Source organism: Rurimicrobium arvi, assembly GCF_039540495.1.
GTDB lineage: Bacteria > Bacteroidota > Bacteroidia > Chitinophagales > Chitinophagaceae > Rurimicrobium > Rurimicrobium arvi.
This window is the reverse complement of record NZ_BAABEZ010000022.1, coordinates 415,910-441,363: the sequence shown is the minus strand read 5'-3', so window position 1 is coordinate 441,363 and position 25,454 is coordinate 415,910. Positions and strand designations below refer to the sequence as shown.

Annotated in this window: 16 protein-coding genes; 6 read left to right on the top strand and 10 right to left on the bottom strand. The window is 48.2% G+C overall.

The features are described 5' to 3' along the window. The first annotated feature begins 19 nt into the window (after positions 1-19). The 3 genes from ABD846_RS08605 to sov all read left to right on the top strand — a co-directional run bounded on the left by ABD846_RS08605 (position 20) and on the right by sov (position 9,122). Positions 20-1,000, top strand: coding sequence for a hypothetical protein (locus ABD846_RS08605; RefSeq protein ID WP_344825315.1), 981 nt, complete (start codon positions 20-22; stop codon positions 998-1,000). An 86-nt stretch (positions 1,001-1,086) separates the two neighbouring features. Continuing rightward, positions 1,087-1,671, top strand: a complete 585-nt coding sequence (gene ruvA, locus ABD846_RS08600; protein WP_344825312.1) for a Holliday junction branch migration protein RuvA — start codon at positions 1,087-1,089, stop codon at positions 1,669-1,671. Positions 1,672-1,697: 26 nt separating this feature from the next. Continuing rightward, positions 1,698-9,122, top strand: a complete 7,425-nt coding sequence (gene sov / locus ABD846_RS08595; protein WP_344825309.1) for a T9SS outer membrane translocon Sov/SprA — start codon at positions 1,698-1,700, stop codon at positions 9,120-9,122. Between the two features lie 15 nt (positions 9,123-9,137). Here the strand turns inward: sov and ABD846_RS08590 are convergent, their stop codons facing one another. Continuing rightward, on the bottom strand, positions 9,138-10,208 hold the full coding sequence (locus ABD846_RS08590; RefSeq protein ID WP_344825306.1) for a T9SS type A sorting domain-containing protein: 1,071 nt from the start codon (positions 10,206-10,208) through the stop codon (positions 9,138-9,140). A gap of 173 nt (positions 10,209-10,381) precedes the next feature. Between ABD846_RS08590 and ABD846_RS08585 the strand changes: the two genes are divergently transcribed. Both ABD846_RS08585 and ABD846_RS08580 read left to right on the top strand, forming a co-directional pair. Continuing rightward, entirely contained in the window at positions 10,382-10,774 is a 393-nt protein-coding gene (locus ABD846_RS08585; RefSeq protein WP_344825303.1) for a hypothetical protein, read from the top strand. Positions 10,775-10,800: 26 nt separating this feature from the next. Then, positions 10,801-11,292, top strand: a complete 492-nt coding sequence (locus ABD846_RS08580; RefSeq protein WP_344825300.1) for a YMGG-like glycine zipper-containing protein — start codon at positions 10,801-10,803, stop codon at positions 11,290-11,292. A 35-nt stretch (positions 11,293-11,327) separates the two neighbouring features. On the opposite strand, the gene ABD846_RS08575 is transcribed toward ABD846_RS08580, so the two are convergent. Further along, positions 11,328-12,122, bottom strand: coding sequence for an XRE family transcriptional regulator (locus tag ABD846_RS08575; RefSeq protein ID WP_344825297.1), 795 nt, complete (start codon positions 12,120-12,122; stop codon positions 11,328-11,330). A gap of 77 nt (positions 12,123-12,199) precedes the next feature. Here ABD846_RS08575 and dinB point away from each other — a divergent pair, with 77 nt between their 5' ends. Next, a complete protein-coding gene (gene dinB, locus ABD846_RS08570; protein WP_344825294.1) occupies positions 12,200-13,378 on the top strand; it encodes a DNA polymerase IV in 1,179 nt (392 codons plus the stop codon). Between the two features lie 80 nt (positions 13,379-13,458). Here the strand turns inward: dinB and ABD846_RS08565 are convergent, their stop codons facing one another. The 8 genes from ABD846_RS08565 to ABD846_RS08530 all read right to left on the bottom strand — a co-directional run bounded on the left by ABD846_RS08565 (position 13,459) and on the right by ABD846_RS08530 (position 24,776). After that, positions 13,459-16,557 (bottom strand): efflux RND transporter permease subunit, encoded by a 3,099-nt coding sequence (locus ABD846_RS08565; RefSeq protein WP_344825291.1) that lies wholly within the window; start codon positions 16,555-16,557, stop codon positions 13,459-13,461. A 3-nt stretch (positions 16,558-16,560) separates the two neighbouring features. Further along, positions 16,561-17,688: an efflux RND transporter periplasmic adaptor subunit gene (locus ABD846_RS08560; RefSeq protein WP_344825288.1), complete on the bottom strand. Its 1,128-nt coding sequence runs from the start codon at positions 17,686-17,688 to the stop codon at positions 16,561-16,563. Beyond that, positions 17,669-18,928 (bottom strand): TolC family protein, encoded by a 1,260-nt coding sequence (locus ABD846_RS08555; RefSeq protein ID WP_344825285.1) that lies wholly within the window; start codon positions 18,926-18,928, stop codon positions 17,669-17,671. Before ABD846_RS08555 ends, ABD846_RS08560 begins: the two co-directional genes overlap by 20 nt. 90 nt (positions 18,929-19,018) lie before the next feature. Then, complete coding sequence (locus ABD846_RS08550; RefSeq protein ID WP_344825282.1) at positions 19,019-20,365, bottom strand: sensor histidine kinase; 1,347 nt, start codon at positions 20,363-20,365, stop codon at positions 19,019-19,021. Between the two features lies 1 nt (position 20,366). Next, positions 20,367-21,047 (bottom strand): response regulator transcription factor, encoded by a 681-nt coding sequence (locus ABD846_RS08545; protein ID WP_344825279.1) that lies wholly within the window; start codon positions 21,045-21,047, stop codon positions 20,367-20,369. Positions 21,048-21,621: 574 nt separating this feature from the next. Further along, positions 21,622-21,804 carry a DUF6496 domain-containing protein gene (locus tag ABD846_RS08540; protein ID WP_344825276.1) on the bottom strand — a complete coding sequence of 61 codons (183 nt, stop codon included), beginning with the start codon at positions 21,802-21,804 and terminating at the stop codon, positions 21,622-21,624. A gap of 168 nt (positions 21,805-21,972) precedes the next feature. Beyond that, positions 21,973-23,493, bottom strand: coding sequence for a T9SS type A sorting domain-containing protein (locus ABD846_RS08535; protein ID WP_344825273.1), 1,521 nt, complete (start codon positions 23,491-23,493; stop codon positions 21,973-21,975). A 56-nt stretch (positions 23,494-23,549) separates the two neighbouring features. Continuing rightward, positions 23,550-24,776 carry a hypothetical protein gene (locus ABD846_RS08530; protein WP_344825270.1) on the bottom strand — a complete coding sequence of 409 codons (1,227 nt, stop codon included), beginning with the start codon at positions 24,774-24,776 and terminating at the stop codon, positions 23,550-23,552. Positions 24,777-25,454: the final 678 nt, after the last annotated feature.

The window sequence follows — 25,454 nt, the reverse complement described above, 5'->3', positions numbered from 1 at the left end:
CAAATTCGGTTATAAGAACATGAAGACCAAACTCATCAGTTCATTTTGCACAACTGCCTTAGCTCTCGGATTTGCCTTTTCAGCTTCGGCCCAATTAGATCGTGAATACATCGAGCGTCGTTGCTGGTCTTTGGGTGTGAAGGTGGGAACCGGCGATTTGTGGGGCGATGTGGGCACCAAATCTCCGATCGAACACTTTAAAAATTCCAACTACAGCAGTTATATTCAGCCATTTGGCGGATTGTACGTTCGTTATTCGTCCTGGCCGGCGCTTGTAATGCGTACCGGTATTTCATACGGCATTGTAAGTGCCGGTGATAAAATGAATAAAGACCTGGCTGAAAAAGAAACCAAATATGAAACCGATGCGGTGCAACGTTACCAGCGTAACCTGGACGTACGCACCACCATCTGGGAAGGTTCTTTCATGTTTGAGATCAATCCTTTCCGTATTTCACCGCTGAGCCGCGCTGCAAAAATGCACTTCCAGCCTTACCTGCTTGCAGGTATTGCAGGTTATCATTTCAATGCGAAAGGCCGTTACGTGGAAAAAGACGGTAGTGCCGGCGCGTCTACCGGTGAGTGGATCGACCTGTATGATCTGCACGTGGAAGGCGACGGATTTAAAGAGAGCGGTATGCCCAAAGCTTATTCTCAATGGCAGCTTGCTATTCCTTTGGGTATCGGTATCAAATGGGATCTAAGCCCGTCTTTCGGTATCGGTGCGGAATGGGTTTATCGTAAATGCTTTACGGATTACCTCGATGGCGTTAGTCAGAATTATATCGATCCTGCGTTATATGCTCAGAACGGACTGACACCTGCACAGGTGAAACAGGCCACTGCCATGAGGGATAAATCCTGGGAACTGGATCCGAACAAAACCCACAAGACAGGAGAAATGCGTGGCAGCAACAAAGGTCCCGATGGATTTTCGAGCTTTTCCATTACCTTCTTCTATAAATTCAAGACCCGCGCGGAACCTTGGTGGGAAGAATAACTTACTTTTAAAAAAAATCCAAGAGCGACGTACCGGTTTACGTCGCTTTTTTTTAGCTTGCACGCTTCGGCAACCAACACCACCCTATGTTTGCTTATCTTGAAGGAAAGATTACCCATAAATCACCTTCCCTGCTGTTTATTGATGTAAACGGCGTTGGGTATGAGGTGCATATAACATTACGGACTTTTGACCAGATCCGGCATCTTGAGCAGGTGCGGCTGTACACCCATCTGAAGGTGAGTGAGGACGGCTGGACACTATTCGGCTTTTCAGATACCTATGAAAAAGACACCTTCCGCCAGCTTATTGGTGTAAATGGTGTAGGGGCAGGTACCGCCCGCATGATCCTGTCGGCATTAAGTCCTTCGGAACTGGAACGTGCAATCGTCTCCGGTCAGAGTAACGTATTGGAAAAGATCAAGGGAATAGGAGCAAAAACCGCTCAACGTATCATTCTGGAACTGAAAGGAAAACTATCTGTTCCTGCCACCGTTGCGGGGTCGGATAATTCTGCACCGGTGCACAATACAAATGCTAATGATGCGTTAATAGCTCTAATGAACTTAGGTATTAACAAATCCGCCGCAGAAACTGCTTTGAAAAAAGTGAAAGACGGCGACCAGCTTCCTGTGGAAGAACTGGTTAGAGAGGCGTTCCGGAATTTGTAATGACCAACCTTATCTACAAGTAACCATTGAAGGACAATCAACAGATGCATAGTTGCGGTGTGTGGGGCTATCGGATGATGCTGGCTTTAAGCCTGCTGTTGTTGCTATGTTCTTCTGCATCTGCACAGACTCCCGGCAGTTCCACAGATTCTTTAAAATTCCCGCTCCGCGATAAGGAATCTTCCATCGATTCAAAACCCGGTTCCGTGGATCTGAACGATCCCGGCAACGTTAAGAGAACGGTGGAATATGATGAAAAAGAAGACAAGTTCTATTTTGTTGATAAAGTAGGAGATCAGTATATCCGTACGCCTACCTACATGACGCAGGAAGAATACCAGCGATATAAGGCGGAGGAAGACGAGCGCAGCTACTGGCGCCGTCGTATGGATGCGAATACAATGTTCAATAAAAAGCCGGAATTACCCACTATGTATAAAGAGGGTATGTTCGACCGTATTTTCGGCGGAACGGGAATTCAGGTGCGTCCTCAGGGAAATGTGGATGTCACTTTCGGTGGCAACTGGCAGAATATCAAAAATCCCGCGCTGACGCAACGTCAGCAAAAGTTCGGAGCTTTCAACTTCGACCTGCAGATGAACATCAATTTGCTTGCCACCATCGGTGACAAGATGAAATTGAACATCAGTAACAATACCAAAGCCACGTTCGACTTCCAGAATATGCAACGGGTGGAATATACCGGTAAGGAAGACGAGATCATCAAAAAGATAGAGGCCGGTAACACAAGTTTCCCCTTAAAAAGCGCATTGCTGAGCGGACGCCAGAGTCTGTTCGGACTAAAAACGCAATTGCAGTTCGGTAAGCTTTGGGTAACGACCGTTCTTTCCCAGCAGAAATCCAAACAAAACAGTCTTACAATACAGGGAGGTGCACAGACGCAGCAATTCAATATCAAAGCCGACGCATACGAGGAAAATAAGAACTTTCTGCTTGCGCATTACTTCCGCGACAATTACAATAAAGCGCTGAAGAACTTTCCGGTAATCAACTCGCTGATCTCGATCAATAAAATCGAAGTCTGGATTGCTAACCGTACCGGTGCCGTTACCGGTGTACGCAGCATCCTTGCATTTATGGACCTTGGGGAGAGCAAGCCGTATAATAGTACGCTGATACCAGGATCAATACCGCTGAATCTTCCGGATAATAACGCCAATGATCTGTATTCGCGATTGCTGCAGTTGCCGAACGCGCGTTTGCAAGGTGGTTATGCCCTGGCGATGCAGAGTCTTGGCCTTACTCAGGGAGTTGACTTTTCTACTGTTACCGCCCGTAAGCTGAATCCATCCGAATATTCATTCAATGCCCAATTGGGATATATCTCCCTGAATACACAACCGAACCCGGATGAAGTGGTCGGAGTGGCATTCCGGTATACCTATAACGGTAAAGTATACCAGGTGGGTGAGTTTTCCGAAGACCTCACACCCGATTCCACCAATCAGCGGATGATCTTCCTGAAATTGCTGAAAGGTACGTCCAACTCGCCTAAGCTCCCGATCTGGGACCTGATGATGAAAAACGTTTATGCGATCGGAGGATATGGAATTTCTAAAGAAAGTTTCCGCCTGAACGTACTCTATCAGGATCCGGGAGGAGGGGAAAAGCGCTACCTGCCCGAAGGCGAATCTGCCGGACTGCCGCTGCTTTCCGTACTGAATCTCGACCGCCTGAACCAGCAGAATGACCCTTCTCCGGACGGGGTGTTCGACTTTGTGGAGGGAATTACGATCAATACCCAGCAAGGCAAAGTCATTTTCCCGGTGCTCGAGCCTTTTGGGTCCGACCTTATTCCGGCTATTGGTCCGGATCCTGTTCTGCAACGCAAATATCCTTACCAGATACTGTACGATTCCACGAAAACGGTAGCGCTTCAGTCGCAGCAGAACAACCGTTATATAATGCGCGGAACGTATAAGTCGTCTTCTTCAAGCGAGATTTCGCTCGGTGGATTTAATATCCCGCAAGGTTCCGTATCTGTTACCGCGGGTGGGCAGCGCCTGGTTGAGAATCAGGATTACCAGATCGATTACGGACTGGGTAGAATTAAAATCCTCAACTCCGGTATTCTAAACTCCGGTATCCCGATCAATGTGCAGTATGAAGACAATGCCACATTCGGTTTCCAGCAGCAGAATTTCACCGGCTCCCGGTTTGACTATATTCTGAATCCCAAGCTGACGCTGGGTGGAACGTTCATGCGTCTGACCGAGCGTCCGTTTACACAAAAGACGACGATCGGTGAAGACCCGATCCGCAATACCAATCTCGGGCTGGACGCGAGCTACCAGTCGGAGTTCCCGGCGCTCACACGTGCACTGGATAAACTGCCGATCTATTCCACTACCGCAAGTTCCTTTATTACCGCATCCGGTGAGGTTGCCGGTTTATTCCCGGGTCACTCGAAAGTGATCGACGGAGTAGATCCGGGCGGTACTGTTTACATCGATGACTTTGAAGGTACCCGCAGCTCTTATGATCTGAAAACACCGGTTCAGAACTGGATGCTCGCTTCCACGCCCACACAGGCTATAGGTAAAGACGGCTCCATACTTTTCCCGGAAGCAACGCTCGACACGCGTGCCTACAACAGCAATCGCGCGAAGCTTGCCTGGTACCAGATCGAGCCGACACTGGTAGACCCTACCGGCGGAACACCGGGTTATGTGAAAAACGACCCGGATCAGCACTATATCCGTATGGTGCAGGTACAGGACGTATTCCCGCAAACGTCGAATAATACGCTGCAGAATTCGCTGGCTACTTTCGATCTGTCTTTTTATCCGCAGGAAAGAGGACCCTACAACTTTGATGTAGACAATATTGACCCGCTAACCGGTAAGTTGCTGAATCCCAAACAACGCTGGGGTGGTATTTCACGCTATATTGACAATACAGACTTTGAACAGTCGAATGTAGAGTATATAGAGATGTGGATCCTGGATCCGTTTATCAACAACCGCAGCCTTTCTTCCGGTGGTTCGCTGTACGTCAATCTCGGAGACATTTCCGAAGATGTGATGAAGGACCACAATATGGCTTACGAGAATGGTATCACGAATCCCAAAGACACTACCAAACTCGTCAGCACTACCTGGGGGTATGCACCGTCGTTCGCGATGCAGATCACCCGCTCATTCGATAATGATCCCGCAACCCGCGCGATACAGGACGTGGGCTTCGACCTGATGAACAATGACGAGGAAACGCAGAAGTTCCAGGATTACCTGGACGGATTGCGTTTTAAGGTTGGTGCTACTTCCCCTTCGTTCATACAGGCGCAGAAAGACCCGGCGAACGACGACTATCACTATTTCCGCGGCGACGAATACGATAATGCATACATCCTGCAACGGTACAAGCGTTACAACAATACACAGGGTAACTCCCCGATAGCAGACAATTCATCTTCGTTCTCATCTGCAAACACCACTTATCCGGAATCGGAAGACCTGAACAAGGATAATACGCTCAACGAGGCAGAGAATTATTACCAGTACCGCATCGATATCACTCCGAACATGAAAGTCGGAACGAACTTTATTACCGATCGTTACGACAACCCTGGTGTAACTTTACCCAACGGACAGAAGGAGCCCGAAACCTGGTATCAGTTCAAAATTCCGATTGCCGAGTTCCAGAATAAGGTCGGCAATATCAACGATTTCCGTTCTATCCGTTTCATGCGTATGTACCTGAGCGGATTTGAAGACAGTGTGACCGTACGTTTCGGAAGGCTTCAGCTCGGACGTAACACCTGGCGCCGTTACATGTATTCGCTCCTCAATCCCGGAGAGAATGTTCCGATCGATAACTCCACAACAGACTTCACGTTGCTTTCCGTAAGCGTGGAGGAGAACAGCAAACGTTCTCCCATTCCTTACGTGATTCCTCCGGGTGTTACGCGTCAGCAGCAGGCCGTGAGCAATGGTCAGACCATTCAGCAGAATGAGCAGTCACTGTCCCTGCAGGTTTGTAATCTGAAAGACGGCGATTCTCGTGGTGTGTTTAAATCTCTGGGTTCGACAGATATCCGTCAGTTCGATAAGCTGCGTCTGTTTGTGCACGCGGAAGCGCAGGTAGGGAAATCATCTCTGCAGAACGGAGATGTGCAGATGTTCATGCGTATAGGAAGCGACTTCACCAATAACTATTATGAATACCGCCGTCCGCTGAATGTAACGCTTGCCGGTGCCAGTACACAGTCGGATATATGGCCTTCTTCCAACGAAGTTGCCCTGACACTTGATGATCTCGTTGCCGTAAAAACGCATCGTAACGATAAGGGTCTTGCGAGCTATGTCCCTTACCAGGAGACAATGAGCGACGGCTCAATAATTATGGTGGTGGGGCAACCGAATATCGGAGATGCCAAGAACGTGATGCTGGGTGTGGCGAATCCTAAAAAAGACAATACACATCCTTCCGATGACGGGCTTCCGAAATGTCTTGAAGTATGGTTTGACGAATTGCGTGTAAGCGGCATCACCACCACACCCGCTTATGCAGCAGCAGGTAAAACCAATATACAACTGGCAGATCTCGGGAGTGTACGCCTTTCCGGATCTACCAGCACAGCTGGCTATGGAAGTATCGACCAGAAGGTAAACCAGCGCTCTCAGAACAGTATTTATACCTACGATGCGTCGTCGAATCTCCAGTTGGGTAAACTCATGCCGAAAAACTGGGGTGTATCACTTCCGTTTTTCCTGGGTTATTCCCAGAACGTGAGCAATCCGAAATATAATCCTTACGACCTGGATCAGAAAATGGAGAACCTGCTGAACGCCACTGCAGATCCCGCCAAACGTGATTCGCTGCGCCGTGCCGCCCAGGACTTCACCTCCATCACCAGCTTCAATATCGCCAATGCCCGTATACTCGGTAACACAAAAGCAAACAGCAAACCTAAATTCTACAGCATTAAGAATTTTGATTTCAGTTATTCCTACAACAAACAGTTCAAACATAATTCCCTCATCGAAAGTGATGATCTGGAAACGCAGACGTTCGGACTGGGATACACGCACAATTTCAAGTCGAAGCCGATTGAACCGTTTAAAAAACTGATTCACAGCAAATCGAAGTGGTTCGGACTGGTGAAAGATTTTAATTTTAATCCGGTACCCGTTAATTTCTCTTTCCGCAACGATATGAATAAGGTGATGGAGGAAACGCAGGTACGTGTGATCGGAGACGGAGACTATAAGATTGCTCCTATCTTTTTTAAGAATTTTATCTGGACGCGTACCTACAATATGAGGTGGGAACTTACGCGCTCCCTTTCGTTTGACTACAGCGCGATCAACCGTTCCCGTGTGGACGAACCCTACGGCAAAATCGATACAAAAGAGAAACGCGATTCGCTCTGGACTGCCATCAGGAACCTTGGACGGAATACCCAGTTCAGTCAGAACTTCAACGCGAGTTATAATGTGCCGCTGGCCAAAACACCGCTTACCGACTGGACCAGTCTTAAGGTTACCTATGGCGCTACCTACACCTGGACTGCTGCATCGCAGCTGGCAAGAAACCTGGGTAACACAATTGCGAATACCAGCCAGAAGCAGATAAACGGAGAACTGAATTTCGCGCAGTTATACAATAAGCAACGCTGGCTGAAGGCTGTGAATGCACCCGTGATGCCGAAACCGGGAGGAGCCATGATGGAGGCAAGAGGTGCACCGCTCCCCAGCGGGAAGACCGGCGGAAATACTGTTTTGCAGGGCGGACCGGGGGGGATGATGGATCTCAAACAACCCGATGCAACGGCTTCAAATCAGAAGCCTGCAGACGATAATAAAAAGAAGAAAAGCAAATACGAGGTGAAGCCCTATGTGCCTAAAGTAATTGATCTTACCGGCTATACCGATGCCCAGATCGATTCGGTAAAGCAGGTGCAGAAAGCGGAAGAAATAGCACACAACAAAGCGGAAGCCGCGAAGAAGAAAGCTGCCAAAAAAGCGGCAAGGCTTGCGCGTCGTAATTCCGTTCCCGAAATTTCCAGGGCAGAGCGATTCGGTGGGAAAATGATCACCATGCTCAAGCGAGTAACAATGAACTATACCGAATCGGGCGGAACCACACTGCCTGGTTTTATGGATTCCGCAAAATACCTGGGTGTAAGTTCCACGGGATCTCCCGGCCTTGCTTATGCATTCGGCTACCAGCCGCAACTGGCCTGGCTGGATCAACTGGGTAAGGATGGTAAGCTGAGCCGTGATACATTGTTCAATTCCCAGTTTTCACAATCCTACAGCCAGAACATCAGTGTTACGGCGCAGGTGGAACCTATTGCCGATCTGCGTATCGACTTCTCGGCTAACCGCACATTCTCCAAAACATTCAGCGAACTATATAAAGACACCTCCTACCAGTCTACTCCGGAATTCAATAACCTGAATCAGTACCATACCGGTACATTTTCTCAGAGCTATATCGGACTCAAAACGATGTTCAAGCCATCGTCTTCGCGTTCGGGTACCTTCCTTGAATTTGTCAATAACCGTGTCACGATCTCATCGCGCCTGGGTTCGGCAAATCCTTATACCAGAAATGTATCCGACCCGAACGATCCGAGCTATAAGAAAGGTTATACCGCTTATTCACAGGAGGTGCTGATACCCGCTTTCCTGGCCGCTTACACGGGTCAGAGCGCCAGCAGTGTGGCCTTGCTCGATTATGATAACCGGAATAAGCTCAATTCAAATCCGTTCCGTTTTTACCTGCCGGCGCCCAACTGGCGGATCACCTACAACGGTCTTACGAAGATTCCGGGCTTCAAGATGATCTTTAACAACATCGTTATCAGCAGCGCCTACACCGGTACTATGGCGATGAATGCCTTCAACTCGGCGCTCACTTACCAGGATTTAAGAGGAGTAGGGTATCCTTCGTTCATCGATTCGAACACAGGCAACTACATACCTTATTTTCAGGTGCCGAATATTACGCTTACCGATCAGCTGAACCCGATGTTTGCCGTGGATGTTACCATGAAAAATAACCTGACTTCAAAATTTGAGATCCGTCGCAACAGGGTTGTGAGCCTGAGCCTCATTGATTACCAGGTGAGCGAGACCAGGAGCTTTGAATATGTGTTCGGGCTCGGATACCGCGTACGGGGTATGCGCCTGCCTTTCCCAATTGCGGGTAAACGTGTGCTGAAAAATGACCTGAACATTAAAGTAGACGTAGGTATCCGCGATGATAAAACCACGAATACCTACCTGTCTCTGATGACGGATGTAGTGAGCCGTGGCCAGAAGGTGATTACCATTGCTCCCACTGTTGACTACCTGATCAACCAAAGCTTTACGATACGTTTCTTCTACAACCGGAGTCAGACGATCCCGTACGTAACCACCTCTTATCCGATCACCACAACCAGCGGTGGCGTCACCTTACGGTTTATGTTCGCTCAATAGTATATTGTATTAATCTCAATGGTGCTGCAGCAAACCGTATGCACATTCGGAACCGCATAGTACGCGAACGATATAAGAGCCTGAGGCAAACGTTTCCAGAGAAAGGATGTTTTCTGATTCGTTACGGATCAGGAGTCTTCCCTGCATGTCGTATATCTCTACGGTATATTGTTTCCACGAAACAGGTAACTGCAGTTGCACGCGGTCTTTACCGCCAGAAGGGTTGGGGGAAATCTGCAGTGTTTTTATTCCTTCAGTATAAGAGGGCACCGATGTGGCGATGCGTTTCGTGTCGCGATAACGTATCGTGTTTACCGTCTCACTGCCTCCTATTACAGTAGCGGTTACCCATACGGCAGGATAATGCTCGCCGGACACGAGAAATTTATAATCCACCGTTGTGCGCGGAAGTCCCACGGAAGAACCTAAAATATTAATGGAGTCCACTTCATGTATTTCCTGACGGATGCGCAGGCACGGGGTGGCAGTCGTGAAGTAAGGTGTCTTGATGGTACCCCAGCCATCCGCACGCGTGATGCGGTAACCCGCCTGTTTGATTCCTATTGTTCCTGCAATAGAGAAATTGAGCAGGTAAGTGGAACTGTCTGTTCTTCCGTAATTGAGCGGGAGGAAATAGATCTCATCTTCGTCGCTGTAATTGGCCGGAGTAGGAATGCCGCTGAGGTTTGCTGCAAATGCCTCTGCTATGAAGCGCGAAGGCGTACTTTTTTTATTGAAGAAAGTATAGACATCTTTTGCAGTAATAGCCGCGAAGGAACTTAGTCCCGGAATGCTGTCCGCCACCTTATACCCATATGCAGAACTGGAAATAGTGAGCGCATAGGAGAGATTGACTGCTGATGCCTTTTTATACGTATCCACAGCTTGAGCTGTGACACCAAGACTACTGAAATCCCAGCTTTTTGCAGTGCCCGAATCTGCCGCACTGAAAACGGTGGATGGACCTGTAATACTGTAACGAAGCGTATCTCCGGATACCGGCATGTCGGTGTCGAGAATGGATATCTGTGCAGATGCCTGAATGGCCACCGACCATAATGCAGCCAGCAATACAACTTTCTTCATATTCCTTTTTGTTTTAAAGTTATAACCGCTTTCGGGAAAAATCAAGCGTGTTTTACATCTTTCTTAACCAAATGATGCGGAATAATATAAGGAACGGGATAAATCGCGTAAAAGCTATGCGCCATTTCGTTCGGATTTTTGACATAGATAATAACCATTTAAAACGACTTACAATGAACGAGACAATCAATAATAATAAGGACTGGCAAAACCTGCCCTCCGGAGATACTGCTGATATGAAGACCCTCGCGTCTTGTGTTACTAAACTTGATAGCCTCGGTTACACCACTCAATTCAAAGCCGGCGAAGGATTCCTTCAATCCCTTTCTACAGAGAAACAGTTCCGCCCCGAAGAAGTTCATATTGTGAACTTTTACCGTTTTGAAGGCGCAAGCAGTCCCGAAGACAATGCAATATTATATGCAATCCGCACAAAAGATGGTGAAATGGGCACGCTTACCGATGCCTATGGAGCTTACAGCGATACAGAACTGACCACTTTCATTCAGGAGGTAGAAAAAATACAGAAAAAAGTAGATCCCGAAACACCAATGGGGGATCTGTAATTATTCACCTTTAAAAATTGAATATTATGAAACGTATAATCATTATTGCCGGTGTTGCAGCAATAATCGGTTCCTGCGGTAACCATGAGCAGGAGGCGCAACAGATGGCACAGCAGAGAAGCCTTGATTCATTAAAATCGGCAGTTGCGGCCCAGCAGGCTGCGATGGAGCGTCAGCGTGCGCTTGACTCAATGACGAGGGTACTTGAAGAAAGAGAACAACAGGTTGCAGCAGCTAAGGCTTCCCGCCATAGCACGTCTGTAAAAAATGTGTACTATACGCCTTCCGGAACGGCAAGTTCCACTTCCGGAAATGCAGCGCAACAACAACGTAAAGGATGGAGCAGTACTGCCACCGGCGCCGTTATCGGTGCAGGTGTGGGAGCTGTATCCGGCGCGTTGATAGACGATCGTAAAGGCAGGGGCGCTATTATCGGCGGACTTGCCGGAGCGGGTGTTGGTGCCGGTACCGGTGCCATCATCGACAACAATAAAAAGAAGAAAGAAAGCCAACGATAGACGATTAGAAGTTGAATAAAAAGGACGCCCGGGATTTATTTTCCGAGCGTCTTTTTTATATCCGCAATCATCATTTTCAGTTCGTCGAGATCGGTAGCGCGGTCAGGAATATCTTTGCTGATAAAACGTTCGAACTGCCATATTTCCAATACGTCTGATACCTGGACAGTATAAGGCGCATAGGCTTCATTCAGCGATTCCAGCAAAAGCGTCCCGTCTTTCTGAAAGCTCACTTTTTTGAACACAAAATCCTGTTCACCGTTCAGGATCACCACGCAAAGTGTACCGGCCCGGATGCCCGACCAGTCCTGCACATAACTTGTGATCAGGTCGCTGCCCGCCGGTATCGGCAACATCGAATCTCCTACGGTGGGAAACATACGGTAGGTGGCATTGGGCGACAAACCGGGAAAGCTGTACTTAGGAAGATCTGCGATAAACTCGGGATCGTTGTATGAGGAACGATAGCCTGCGCGCGCCTTTACAGGAACATATTCGATGTTTTCTTTATTGTCTTTATTGACCGTGATCGCGAGTACCCGGATGTTTTTTCCTGCGGTGTACACATCATTTCCGGCTTCCAGTTCGCGCAGTTTCAGCTCACCCAGTTTTGCCATTTCGATTTTCAGCAGGCTGTCGATGCTGATCTTAAAAAATTCAGATATCCGGATCAGGTCTTCCACGGGTGGATTCACCGTATGACCGTTTTCGTGTGCATTCAACTTGGAACGGCTGATTCCCAAGGTTTCAGCCATAGCTTCCTGGCTCATTTTTTTGCGTTGGCGTAAAAATTTTACATTTTCTGCCCAAAATATTTTTTGTTGTGACATTTTCTTTTGTTATTATTGGAATCTTCGTTGTGATATTATTAGTGTCAAAGTTAGCAAATCCATTTAAAATAACAAATATGGAACGTCACATTGTTCATTGCGACCTCGATACGTTTTTTGTTTCCGTTGAACGCCTGCAACGGCCCGATCTGATCGGTAAGCCGGTGCTGGTCGGCGGTAGTGCAGGGCGGGGTGTGGTCGCTTCGTGTTCTTATGAGGCACGTCAGTTCGGGGTGCATAGCGCCATGCCGATGAAACAGGCGCTGCAACTGTGTCCTGAAGCCATCCTGGTACGGGGTGATCACGACAAATATGCACAGTATTCGCGCATGGTTACGGAGATCATTGCCGGATCTGCGCCGGTATTTGAAAAGGCCAGTATCGATGAACATTATATGGACCTCACCGGCATGGATAAATATTTCAGCTGCTGGAAATGGGCGCGTGAGTTGCGTCAGAAGATCATACGCGAAACAGGATTACCTATTTCATTCGGGTTGTCTTCCGGTAAAACCGTTTCCAAGATTGCTACGGGATTGGCCAAGCCCTGTGGCGAGCTGTATGTGGTGCCCGGTGAAGAAAAGACTTTTCTCGCTCCTTTGCCGGTGAAGAAAATCCCGATGGCCGGTAAGCAGACCGTGCAAAAGCTCGCGCGCATGGGCATTCATAAAATAGAAGCGATCCAGAAGATAGATGTCTCGGTGATGGAGCGGGCCCTGGGCGTACATGGCGTGTCGCTCTGGAAAAAGGCCAACGGACTGGATGATGCCCCGGTAGTGCCGCACGGGGAGCGTAAGAGTCTGAGTAAGGAATGGACTTTTGAGCAGGATCTGTCTGACCAGGACCAGTTACAGCAATATGTAAAAACAATGGTGGATGACCTAACCTTTTCATTGCGCAGGGAAGGCCGTCTTTGTGCCTGTGTGACGCTGAAGATGCGCTATTCAAATTTTGAAACATTCACGCGCCAGCTCACTATTCCTTATTCTTGTTCTGAACGCGTGATTGCGCAGAAGGCATTGGAGCTGCTGCAGCAGGCTTACAAACCGGGAACGAAGATCCGCCTGATCGGTATCAGGCTGTCCGAGCTGGTCAGCGGGAGCTACCAGATCGATCTGTTCAATGATGTGCTTACCGATATCAACCTGTCCAAAGCCATGGACGGCATCCGCAATAAATACGGAACGGAGCTTATCCGGCGCGGTCAGCGCGTACAGCGCAGCCGGAAAGACGATGCGCAGCGCGTCAGCGCTTAAAACAAGTGTTGTTTGCCCCTATATAAAAACAAAGACCCTGGCACAGACGTGCCAGGGCTTGTTACACCACCTAACACACACTATGAAACGTGCATCTTTGACTTCCGGTTGAATACCCAATAAATAATCGGGAATACCAGAAGTGTTAATATGGTTGCGGTGATGAGTCCACCGATAATGACAATTGCAAGGGGTTTCTGGGATTCCGATCCGATACCCGTACTGAGTGCGGCTGGCAGCAGTCCTATGGAGGCCATTAAAGCCGTCATCACCACCGGACGCGTACGCACTTTCACGGCTTCGAAAATGCCGTCTTCCAGGCTCATTCCCTGCCGTACGTTTTTGTGGAATTCCGATATCAGGATCACCCCGTTCTGGATACAGATGCCGAACAGCGCAATGAAACCTACGCCTCCGGAGATACCGAAGTTGGTACCGGTAAGATGCAGCGCCAGGATGCCGCCCACAATGGCAAACGGTACATTCGCAAGCACCAGCAGCGAATCCTTAATATTACCGAACATCACGAACAACAGTACAAAAATGCCGATGAGGCTTACGGGCACCATCTGCGCGAGCCGACCGGTGGCGCGTACCTGGTTCTCAAATTCACCCGTCCAGCCGATGCTGTAACCAGCCGGCAGCTTGATGTTTTTATTGACCGCTTTTTGCGCGTCTGCAATAGTGCTTCCGAGATCCCTGTCGCGTACGGAGAATTTCACCCCGATAAAGCGTTTGGTATTGTCGCGGTAAATAAATGCGGGTCCTGTAACCTTGCGCAGGGTAGCTATTTCTTTCAGCGGGATCTTCACGCCGGAGAGGGTAGGCACTTTGATGTTCGCCATGTCGTTCTCATCTTTCCGGTATTCCTGGCTGTAACGTACCCGCACTTCAAACTTTTTCTCTCCTTCAAACTTCTCTGTGGCAGTTTTACCTCCGAAGGCCATTTCCAGTACCGCCTGCGCATCGGCTACCTTCACACCGTAAGCGGCCATTTTCTCCCGGTCGAGGACTACCGATATTTCGGGCTGACCGATATTGCGCAGGATACCCACATCTTTAATGCCCTCAATATGGCTGATCTGTTTGATCACCTGAGTGGCCAGTTTATCCAGCTCATTCAGGCCATCGCCGTATATTTTTACCGCGTTTGCCGCTTTGATACCCGCAGCCGCTTCAGCCACGTTATCGATGATCGGTTGTGAATAGTTGTAGATGATCCCCTGGTATTGCGACAGGTTATGATCTATTTCGCGGATAATGTCTTCTATATTCTTTCCATGCCATTGGTCTTTCGGCGCGAGATCTACCTGGAATTGCAGGAAGTTAAAGCCGTTCGGGTCGGTACCGTCGTTCGAGCGTCCTTCCTGGAACAACACGCCATTTACCTCCTTCGTCTTTTTGATCTCTTTGGTAATGATCTTCGCCCAGGCAACTGAAGGCTTTTGTCCATAGCTGATCGGCAGTTCGGCCGTCACCCAGAGCGCGCCTTCATTCAGCTGCGGCAGGAATTCCGTTCCGAGAAAACGGGCTGAGAAAAACGTAAGCAGAATCAGCGAAGCCGATGCGATCAGCGTTTTTTTCTTGTTGCGGAACGTCCACGAAAACCCGTTGCTCACGATACGGTTCCAGAACTCCACGAAGCGGTTGTGCTTTTCCCGAACGTTCTTGTTCAGCAGGATATGGCATAATACCGGCACGAGCGTAAGCGTGAACAGAAGCGCTCCCATTAATGCAAATCCGAGTGTATAGGCCAGTGGAGAGAACATTTTTCCTTCCACCTTCTGGAATGCGAATATGGGCAGCAACGCGGTAATGATGATGAGTTTCGAGAAGAAAATGGCTTTACCCATTTCTGCGCCGGTCTTTTTTACCGTGCTGCCAATTGCAAGCTTATTGTATGTTTCCATACCCCGCTTATGCGCAATATGATCCAGCGTCACAAAAATACCTTCCACCATGACAACGGCTCCGTCGATGATGATCCCGAAATCCACCGCACCCAGCGAAAGCAGGTTGGCGCTCATGCCCTTCAGCTTCAGACACAGGAAGGCAAACAGCAGGGAAAGCGGGATGATAATAGATACAGTTACCGTGGTACGCCAGTCGGCCATAAACAGGAACACGATTACCGTCACAAACAGGATTCCTTCCAGCATATTGTGCATTACGGTATGCGTGGTGTATTCCATTAGGTTGTCCCGGTCGTAGAAGGTTTCCATCTTCACATCCTTCGGGAGGATATTGCCGTTCAGATCCGCTATTTTCTCCTTGATGCGGGTCAGCACTTCTTTTGGATTTTCGCCCTTGCGCATGACCACGATACCTTCCACCACATCGTCGTTGCCGTTCAGGCCCACCTGTCCCACACGCGGTAGTGATCCTTCGCGCACATCAGCCAGGTTTTTCACAAGGATCGGGTTGTCACCGGCATCATCCACAATGATATTCTCGATATCCTGTATAGAGCCCAGCAGTCCCACACCGCGTACTACATAGGCCTGATCGTTTTTCTCGATCACATCACCGCCCACGTTCACATTGCTCTGATTGATCGCTTCGAATACCTGGAGCGGGGTTATATTATATTTCGCAAGACGGCTCGGATCCACACTCACTTCGTAAATCTTCTGCTGGCCGCCGAATGCGACGATGTCCGCCACGCCCGGTACCTGACGCAGCTGCCGGTCGATTACCCAGTTCTGGATCGTCAGCAGATCGCGCGTGTCGCGGCTTTTGCTTTTAAGTACGTAGCGGAATACTTCACCCGTCGGGCCGTAAGGCGGCTGCACATCGGGAGTCACTCCGTCCGGCAGCGATACGTTGCGCAGCTGGTTGTTTACCTGCTGCCGTGCAAAGAAATCATCTACATCATCTTCGAAGATGATCTTTACCACAGAAAGACCGAACATGGTAACACTGCGCACAGAGGTCTTTTTCTGCACCGAGTTCATGGCCACCTCGATAGGTGTGGTCACAAAACGCTCGATTTCCTCCGCACTGCGGCCATTCCATTCGCTTACAATGACGATCTGCGTATTGGTAACGTCCGGGAACGCTTCGATGGGCATGTTCCGGAACGCAATAAAACCGGATATCACCAGTACCGAAACCCAGAAGAAGGTGAACGGTTTATTGCGCAGCGAAAAAGCAATTATGTTTTTGATCAGTTTGTTCATGGCTTAATCATTTAGCGCATCGTACACGAGGAGCTGGTTCGTAGTCATCACTTTTTCGCCTTCTTTCAGGCCGCCGGATATATAGCTGGTATCGCCTACCTGACGATATACTTCGATCTGCCGCGTTTCTATATTGCTGCGATCTTTGAAGATCATCACAAAGTATTTGCTCTTATCGAATACAATGGCTTTCGAAGGGATTGCGATCATAGAGCGATCTTCCGAATACGACATTTTGATCGTAGCGCGCATTTCCGGCTTAAGCATGTTGTCTGCATTGTTCAGTTTGATGCGCACCTTCATGGCTTTTGTTTCGGGGTCGATCACATTGAAGATCTTATCCACTTTGCCGGTGTATATTTTATCGGGATAGCTCAGTGTGGTCACCGATGCATCGATGCCGAGCCTTACTTCGTTGATATCGCTTTCGTTTACATTGGCGATAGCCCATACATCGTTGATGTCTGCTATGTCAAAGATATTGTCGGTCTTGTCACTGCGCAGCAGCATACCTTCGTTGATGTTCTTCTGGATTACGTAGCCGCTGATCGGTGCATGCACTTCGTAAGTGGCTCCTTTGCGGATGTTGTAGATCTGGTACGTTTCGCGGATACGTTGTTGTTGGGAATTTGCCTTCTCCAGCTGGCTTTTGGCCTCGATCACGTCACGTTCGGAATTGAGTTTGCCCTCGTACATCTCCTGTGTTACCTTCAGGTTGTTGCGTGCAACGAGTACATCGTTGTTCGCATCTTCCATTTCCTTTTCGAAGCCGGCCACTTCCGTACTGCGTATGGTTGCCAGTAATTGGCCTTTCTGTACATAATCGCCCAGTTCCACATACACTTTTGTCACATTACCGCCTACAACCGGGAAGATCTCGATCATTTTATTGGCATCTGCAGTAATCTTTCCGTAGAAGTTGAGTTCGTTTTTGAGGGGGAGATCGCCCGCAGTGGCCGTAGTGGTGGAGGTGAGCATTTTAGGACTCAGCACAAAACTGGTTTCTACTTTTACTTTCTCTTTGCCGGAATGGCATCCCGCAATGAGCAGGGCAAGCGCGAGGAAACGGTATCTGATGTGGTGGAACATGGTATCTGTATGCTTGATTGCTTTATTCGAAAATGCTTTCATTTGCCAGGTAGTTTAGGGTTTCTTCTGAAAAGAGCAACTGCTTCTGCATGTCGCTCAGCGAGAGCAGGCTTTGGTTGTAGCTCTCTATAAAGTCGGTGAAGTCGAGCAGGGAAATATTGCGTTTTTGGAAATTCTGCAGGATACCGTTGTACACAATTCCGAAGTTGGCACGGCTGGTGTCTGAGAATTGCAGGTACTGGTTCCGCGTCTGCTGCCAGTTGGCATAGGTGGTTTGTATCTGTGCGCGCAGCTCGGCCACTTTATAGTCTTTGTTCAGCTTACTTTGCTCGAGTCCTGCTTTAGCCGATCGGATATTACCTTTATTACGGTTCCAGAGCGGGAGCGGCATACCCAACGTCACGTTTACCTGGTTGTTGAATGCACCGCCGCGCTGATCGTAAGCGCCACCCAGCGTAAGGTCCGGTACGGACAGCGATTTTTGCCAGCGCAGCATCAGTTCGTTATTCTCGATCAACGTCTGCGTATAGAGAAAATCCGGATTTTTCTGAACTGCTGATTGCAGTATATCATCCGGTGTTTTCAAAGTGATATTGCGGAATCTTTGCTGCAAAGCACTGCTGTCCAGGATGGGTTCGATCACCTCACTGGTGCCCGTGATCAGTTGCAGTTTAGCCTCTTCTTCATTAATACTCTGGCGGAAATCCAGCAGGTCTTTCTTCAGTTGCAGCGAAAGCGCCTGCAGGCGTACCACATCGCGCAGGGAGATATTGTGCAGGTCCGACTGCTTATTGTAAGCGCCGACGAGCGAATCGAGATTGCCTACCTGGAACTCCAGCATGTGGATATTCTGGCGGTCGAAGTACAGCGTGTAAAAACTCTGACGGAGCTGCAGCTTCAGGTTGCGGATCAGGTCTTCAAACTGAAGTTCCGCAAGCTGCTGGTTATTTTTGGCAAAGGCAACTTCATTGCGCTTCTTGCCTCCGAGGTATATGAGCTGACTTACGGCGGCTGCTTTCTGACCCTGGTTACCGACATCGAAATAGCGGTTTGCTCCGGGGTTGATCGCATTGAACTCACCGGAAAGATAAGGCTGGTCCCAGATGCGTGCCTGGATCACCTGCGCTTTTGCCTGGTCTATGTCGTATTGGGCGGCAAGCAGCTGGAGGTTATTTTTACGGAAGGTCTGCTCACAATCGCCGAGTGTCATGGAAACCTGCGCATGGACAAGGCTGCCGCTCAGCAGGCCGATGGCCATAAACAGGGTGCGTGGTAGTGACATTTGTTAGGTGGATGATTCAGACACAAAGGTGCAATCCCCACCTTAAGCACGTCTTAAGCACAGCTTAAAAACAGCTTAAAAAGCACGTTTTCAGAAAGTAATAACAAACTCGTTTTTCTGCGCGCCCGCTATATAGCGGATCTCATAGTGATAAGCACCCAGTATACGCTGTACCATGCGTAATCCCAGACCGAAACCCTGTTTCTCAGAAGCGTTCGCACCCCGCATAAAAGGCTGGAACATACGGTGCTGCTCTTCCTCGGTAAGCGTCGCTCCGGTGTTTGCAATAGACAACTCGATGTGCGTGCCGGCTTCGCGGATCGATATAAGCGCCTGACGGTCTTCGGAGTACAGGTAGGCGTTTTTCAGCAGGTTGCCGATAGCGATTTCCAGCAACGCCTGGTTTACCGGAAGGGAAAGCAGGTTGCTGTCTATGGCTGCATCCACATCCAGCGATACTTTCAGATCGGGATATTGCTGATGCACCTTGTCCATACTGTTGAATACGGCCTCATCTATGCGCGCATGCTCCTGCTTGCGGTTGCTCAGCGACTCGAGCCGCGCGAGCAGTAACAAAGAATCAATCAGCTCTTTTAGGGCAAAGAGGTTACGGTTGATCTGTGCGATCTGCTGTTGCCCGGCCTCGTCCGTCTTCGACTTCAGGTTTTCCAGTTGCACGGTCATACGTGCGATGGGGGTGCGCAGCTCATGCGAAGCCTGCGCGGTAAATTCCTTCTGCTGCTGGTACGCTTTCTGGATGCGCCGCATCATAAAGTTGAATTCCTTGCCGATCAGATCTATTTCGTTATCACTGTTTTCCCGTACCTCCAGCCTTGTTTCGAGGTTGTGCTCGTTGATGGAACTGATGTTTTTGTGGAAGGAGTCGAGCACCCGCACCTGTTTCTTTACGAGCCAGAAGGTGAGGAGCCAGGCGAGACCCGTAAATACGATGTAGGAACCGGCCAGCAGGTAGGTCAGGAACTCCAGCTTTCTTTTTCCATAGTTGTCGTTGGCAGAGATCAGCGCGTAGAAATCCTGACTGTTGGAGTCGTAGAAAACGCCGTAAATCTCGTTGCCACCGTCGCGTTTGAAAAAAGTCTTATGGCGCTGCAGGTAATTCAGATCGTTTTCCGTCCATTTTATTTTGGTGTCATCAAGACTGCTGTAGATCAGCTCGTGCCGGTTGTTGAATACGAGCGTTTTTTCATCATACAGTTTGTTGATGGAATTCTGGTCGATGATCTTAAGCATCTGCTTATCTACCTCTTTTACTTCCAGCAGCAGACGGATGGTGGTAAGCGCTTTCTCTTCGAGACGTTCCCGGAATTCCTGTTTACGGAAATCCGAATACAGCAGCACCACCAGCGCAGAGGTAGCGCCATAGAGCAGTGTGAAGAGGATGCTGATGGAAAGGGCCAGCCGCAGTTTTAAGGTCATTCTATTCGCTTTTCAGGTAATAACCGAAACCCACTTTCGTGTGAATGAGTTTTTCGGAAGCATTTTTATCTACTTTATTGCGCAGAAAATTGATGTACACCTCGATGGTATTCTGACTCGTTTCTATATGGTAATCCCATAACCGCTCGGCGATCTGCCCTTTGGACAGTACGCGGCCCTGTGCCTGTGCGAGGATGCAGAGCAGCTTATATTCCTTCGGAGTAAGTGGTATTTCCACTCCCGCACGCTGTACTGTTTGTTCGTCGAGGTCGATGCTCAGGTCGGCAATGTCTATTTTCCGGTGAGCGGCCTGCGGAGTTTGTTTTCTCCTGATGAGCGCGTTGATCCGCAGCAGCAGTTCTTCCAGGTGATACGGCTTCACCAGATAATCATCGGCACCGCGGCTGAAGGCATCTACTTTATCTTCTATCTGATCGTAAGCGGTGAGCATCAGTATGGGAGTGCTTTTATCCTCGGTTCGGATGCGTTCGCACACGTCCAGTCCATTGATTCGCGGCACGTTTATGTCCAGCAGGAAGATATCGTAGGAATTGTTGCGCAGTTTCCGGAAAAACAGTTCTCCGTCATACACAGTATCGCAAGTGATCTCATGAGATTCAAGGAAGTTTTTTACCTCCCGGGCAATCACCTCGTCGTCTTCCATGAGTAGTGCTCTGATCATAATGCTGTTACTTGCCCTGCGAAGCTAATAAATCGCAACGGTTCTTCCGATTTTTTGATGCTAAGGCGGCAGACTCCCAATCCGGTGTTCCGGCAAGTGCGCCGCAGGGCTGCGGGAAGGTTTCCGGTGTTCCGGCAAGTCTGCCGCAGGGGTGCGGGAGGGTTTCCGGTGATCCGGCAGGTAAGCCGCAGCTATTCCGGAAGAAATTCCGTGTTAGTTTGCTCCATCAATATCTAAACGGATAATTCCTGAATAAGGAAGAATGGACGATCCTCATTTATCTCGTCAGATGATTGTAATAATTGTATTTACTTTTTAAAGTGACTAATTTTAAATATGAAATTATTTGTTAGTTTAGCTGTATGAAATCAATATTTTTAATCAGTATGCCGAGCGGCGGAGAGTGGTTGGCACTCTTGATCATTTTAGTTCCCTTACTGTTTATTTTCAAAGCGGGCCAATGGTATGGGCAAAGCAGAGAACGTAAACGAAGGGAATACTAGTCGTTTTTAAATATAATCGGGAGCCGTTTTGCGGGCTCCCGATTATTGGCAGATGACAGGGGATACCTGCCTTATTTCTTTTTCTTCGCCGGCACTTTTTCGCCGGCTTCGCGTGCTTCTGATAAGCCGATCGCTATTGCCTGTTTACGGCTTTTCACGGTCTTGCCGGAACCGCCGCTTTTGAGCGTTCCGTCTTTAAACTCATGCATTACTTTTTCCACCTTATCCTTGGTGCCTTTTGCTGCCTTTGCCATTTTTTACCGATTTATAGTTAATGATAAATTCCGGAATGCTCCGGTGCCTTGTTCAAATTTCGGTGGCAATAGCGACTGAGCTTGTCAGCGTTATCTTAAAGCGGAGGAACTTTTGATATTGTTATACGGAGATCCGTTCCTTGCATCAGCATGATTGAGGCGTTACTGCTATTCCTCCTTTACAAAAGTACCCTGACCTATTTGCTGTTTTTCCTTATCGAACAGGGTAAAATAATAAGAACCGGACGGAAGACTATGTATATCTACAGGGTGCCTGTTGACTCCTTCTTCGTGCAACAGGAGCTGACCCGCGGCATTGTATATAAAGCATTCGGCTTCGTGTTGAAGATCGGATATACATATCTCAGATGATGCCGGGTTAGGGTACACGCTGACGCACTGCTGTCGCGGGGAGGCGATGTTCGGCGTACTTAAAGGGTTGCCGCTTGCAGAGTCCAGGCGCACAACATAAATGCTCTGTGCCCTGGCATCCACGTCCGTAAATGCAGCTGCGGAATCCGACAGCGCATTCACCATGACGGAGCCGTCTTTACACAGGTATATACTCAATGGCAGGAAATTATGAACGGAGTCGCTCAGTCTCCGGGTCCATTTAGGGTTGGCATTGGTGTCGTAGCAACAGACAACGATGCTGTTTTTATATGCATACCCGGCGGTAAATGCCAGTGTATATACCGAATTGCCCCGTGTGGCGATATCCAGCAATGCGGTGGGTCGAAGTTTTGCATTATAAGGATCGCTGAATACGGGAAAGCAGCCGAAGCGTTTGATCGTTTTGGTTTGTTTGTCAAATTTGGCTACTCCCCAGTGGTCGTCCAATCCGGAGTACCTCAGTTCAGCTATAGGCCCGATAATCATACTGCTGCTGCTGATGTCTATACCTGTTGCTGCAAATTCTCTTATAGCCGTGTCCCTTGATATTATTGTCGCGAACGTTGTATTCATGTACACGGAATCGATCAGGTTAAAATTGGTGTCAATTGTAGTGAGGTATCCATCCATAACGCCGATAAAATTTAAAAACCGATTGTCGGCGCTGACGGTTATAGGGCTTAAGCCCATAAGATCTTCATGGCTGTTTCCATAAAAGTTGGAATCGAGATTGCGGGATAGTGTAATGTCGCCGGATGCATTCAGCTTCACTAATTTGACGCGCAGAGGAGAGGAAATATCCGAAAGTTTATAAGCGACATAACCGTAATAACTGCTGCCGATTTTGGAAAACATACTGCACGACCATAAACTGGTATCAGCATTGGTAAAAGGAATGACCTTCATATAGGAAACCTGCAGATTGGAGTCGATGCCGGCAAGCCATAAATCTTTTCCATCGCCGAAATCCCTCATCGTTTGTCCGATCAGTACAATCTTATGGTCGTTTTCGTAAAAGCAACTTACCGGCATAAAGTCGAGCAGGTCTGATTTGGGAAACAGGTGGCGCTTGGCCAGAATATTGCCTTTACGGTCTGTCTTGAATACAAATGCGGTAGAATCGTCGACCCATTGGTCACCTATGAAAATAAAGCTGCCGCCCGCGAGCTCGCAGCAATGGTTGACACGTTCGAATTTTACAGTGTCGCTGCTGATCGACTTGTTTACAAAAGGGTCCTGTGCATGAATGAATCCGGGCAGTAAAAATGTAAAAAAAAGCAGGATTGAATTTTTCATAAAAAATGGATTTAGTTTTGGATGCAGACGGTAATTACAGCCTGCATCCAAAAGGTTTAGAAAACGGAAATGATGCCGGAAACCGGTGTGTATCTGGATAATGGTGGTGTTGAAAGACGATCGTACACATTCGCATACGTTGTATACATGGCATAGCTACTCGTCATTAATGTTGATATTAAACCTTCGTCAAATGTCAGAGAATACAAGGATTTACCTAATTTTACCTCTTTGTCACGTAATACCCATTCGTTCCACGTGATCATATAATTTAGCAGGTCATCGGTAAGCGGATCGGGAAAAGGCAAAAATGGCGGAGTTTTTGCATGAGGTGCCATATTAAAGACAAGCGAGTTATAATCTTTCAGGCATACTGGCATACCCGAAAGGGCAACCCCCCAGTGTTTCAACAGCCAGGGGTTTCTGGGTGCGGATGAGGGTAAGTCAGCTTTTGAATCCCAAGCTCCGAATCCAAAAAACACATCTTCAATGTTAGATACAAGGAACCTAGAATATTTTGATTTTGGCGTTGCTCCTTTTAGGAAGAGGTAGCCTCCATAATTGGCTCTCAATACCACACTTACAATTTCCGGCGCACCACCTGATCCGAGTGGATCTACGCTGGTGATATTATTTCCTCCCATAGACCCGAAGCGCGCCCACTGTCCTGACGGTACACTTATAGCTGTAGCAGACGGTACTGCTGTAGTCGCGTCAAAATGCCATTCATAAGTGCTCGTCAGTTTTAGGCTTAGACTTCCGTTGTTTGAACTTACCAAGTCTACGTCTACCACACGAAGCACTTTTTCATCCTCCGGACAGGCCAGATTCAGATATGTCTGTTTGACATGGTTATAGGCTTCAATAAATTTACTGGCAAGCTCTTTCATATTTACCTTGCCATTCACATTCTTCGGAAGTGTGATAGAAAAATTGTCGATGTATACTTTTTGCAGTTGATTCTCTTGCAGTGCATAAGTAAAATTGAAAGCGTTTTCCAGGTATCGAATTGCGTCTTCATCACTTATTTCCGAGGGGAGGGTACCGGGTAATTGGCTGTCCGGGTTGTTGGCAACTGATTCTACATAAGGCAGGAAGTTGTTCACTTCTGTGATGAATCCGTTTACCTCTGTAGTGGTCAGCGTTTTTGCAGTGCTGTTTTTCGTCGCGTCAGTCCTCGTGTTGGTTGCTTTTGGCCCTGCATTGTCTTTTTTGCAGGATTGCATGGTGCATGCGATGGCTACTAATCCCGTAGCCATAATTACGAAACGTATTTTCTTCATTGTTGTCTATTTTACACCCTGGCAAATGCCTTTCGCGGGGTGTTTTCTGCGCCTTCTGGCAACAGGCATTTTTCAGAGCCGGTCAGTCGCATGGAAGGGGATTTTGTTGCAGCTCTCTGCATTGGGATTGCTCAAGTCGGGCTATTGCAGCATAGCCCTGAATCAGCGTTTCCAACAAAACACCTACCTTTATTGCCTTCTACCGCGAAAAAGGAGTGTGTCTCTGGTAACAGATTCCGGTCCGGCCATAGGCCATTTCGCAACGAGTAGCATTAGTGAGTGAGGTATATCTGGTAGGCTCCTGCAGATGCCATTTTATACCTTACTCCTATGCTGCCTGTCTCTGCTGCTCCCGCCTGATATATGGTAATAGTTGAAGCTTTAGTGTCTCTATTAAATAGGATAAGGGTGTTGAACGCACTTATCGGATATACTAATCCCAATGGGAATATTCGTTATTGCTCTCAGTCGCAGGAATACATTGGTTACCGTACGTTGCCTTGTGTTACCCATCTTCAATATTTTTTGTGTGTACTCTTCTGTTAATCAAAAACTATTCCGCAATTTTGACAAGCGCAGGTTTACTTGCGGTGAACCATATAAAACAATACAAATGTTAGGGTAAAATGAGGGCGAACCGCAAGTAAAACTTGCACTTCATGGGAACAGAAAATCTGT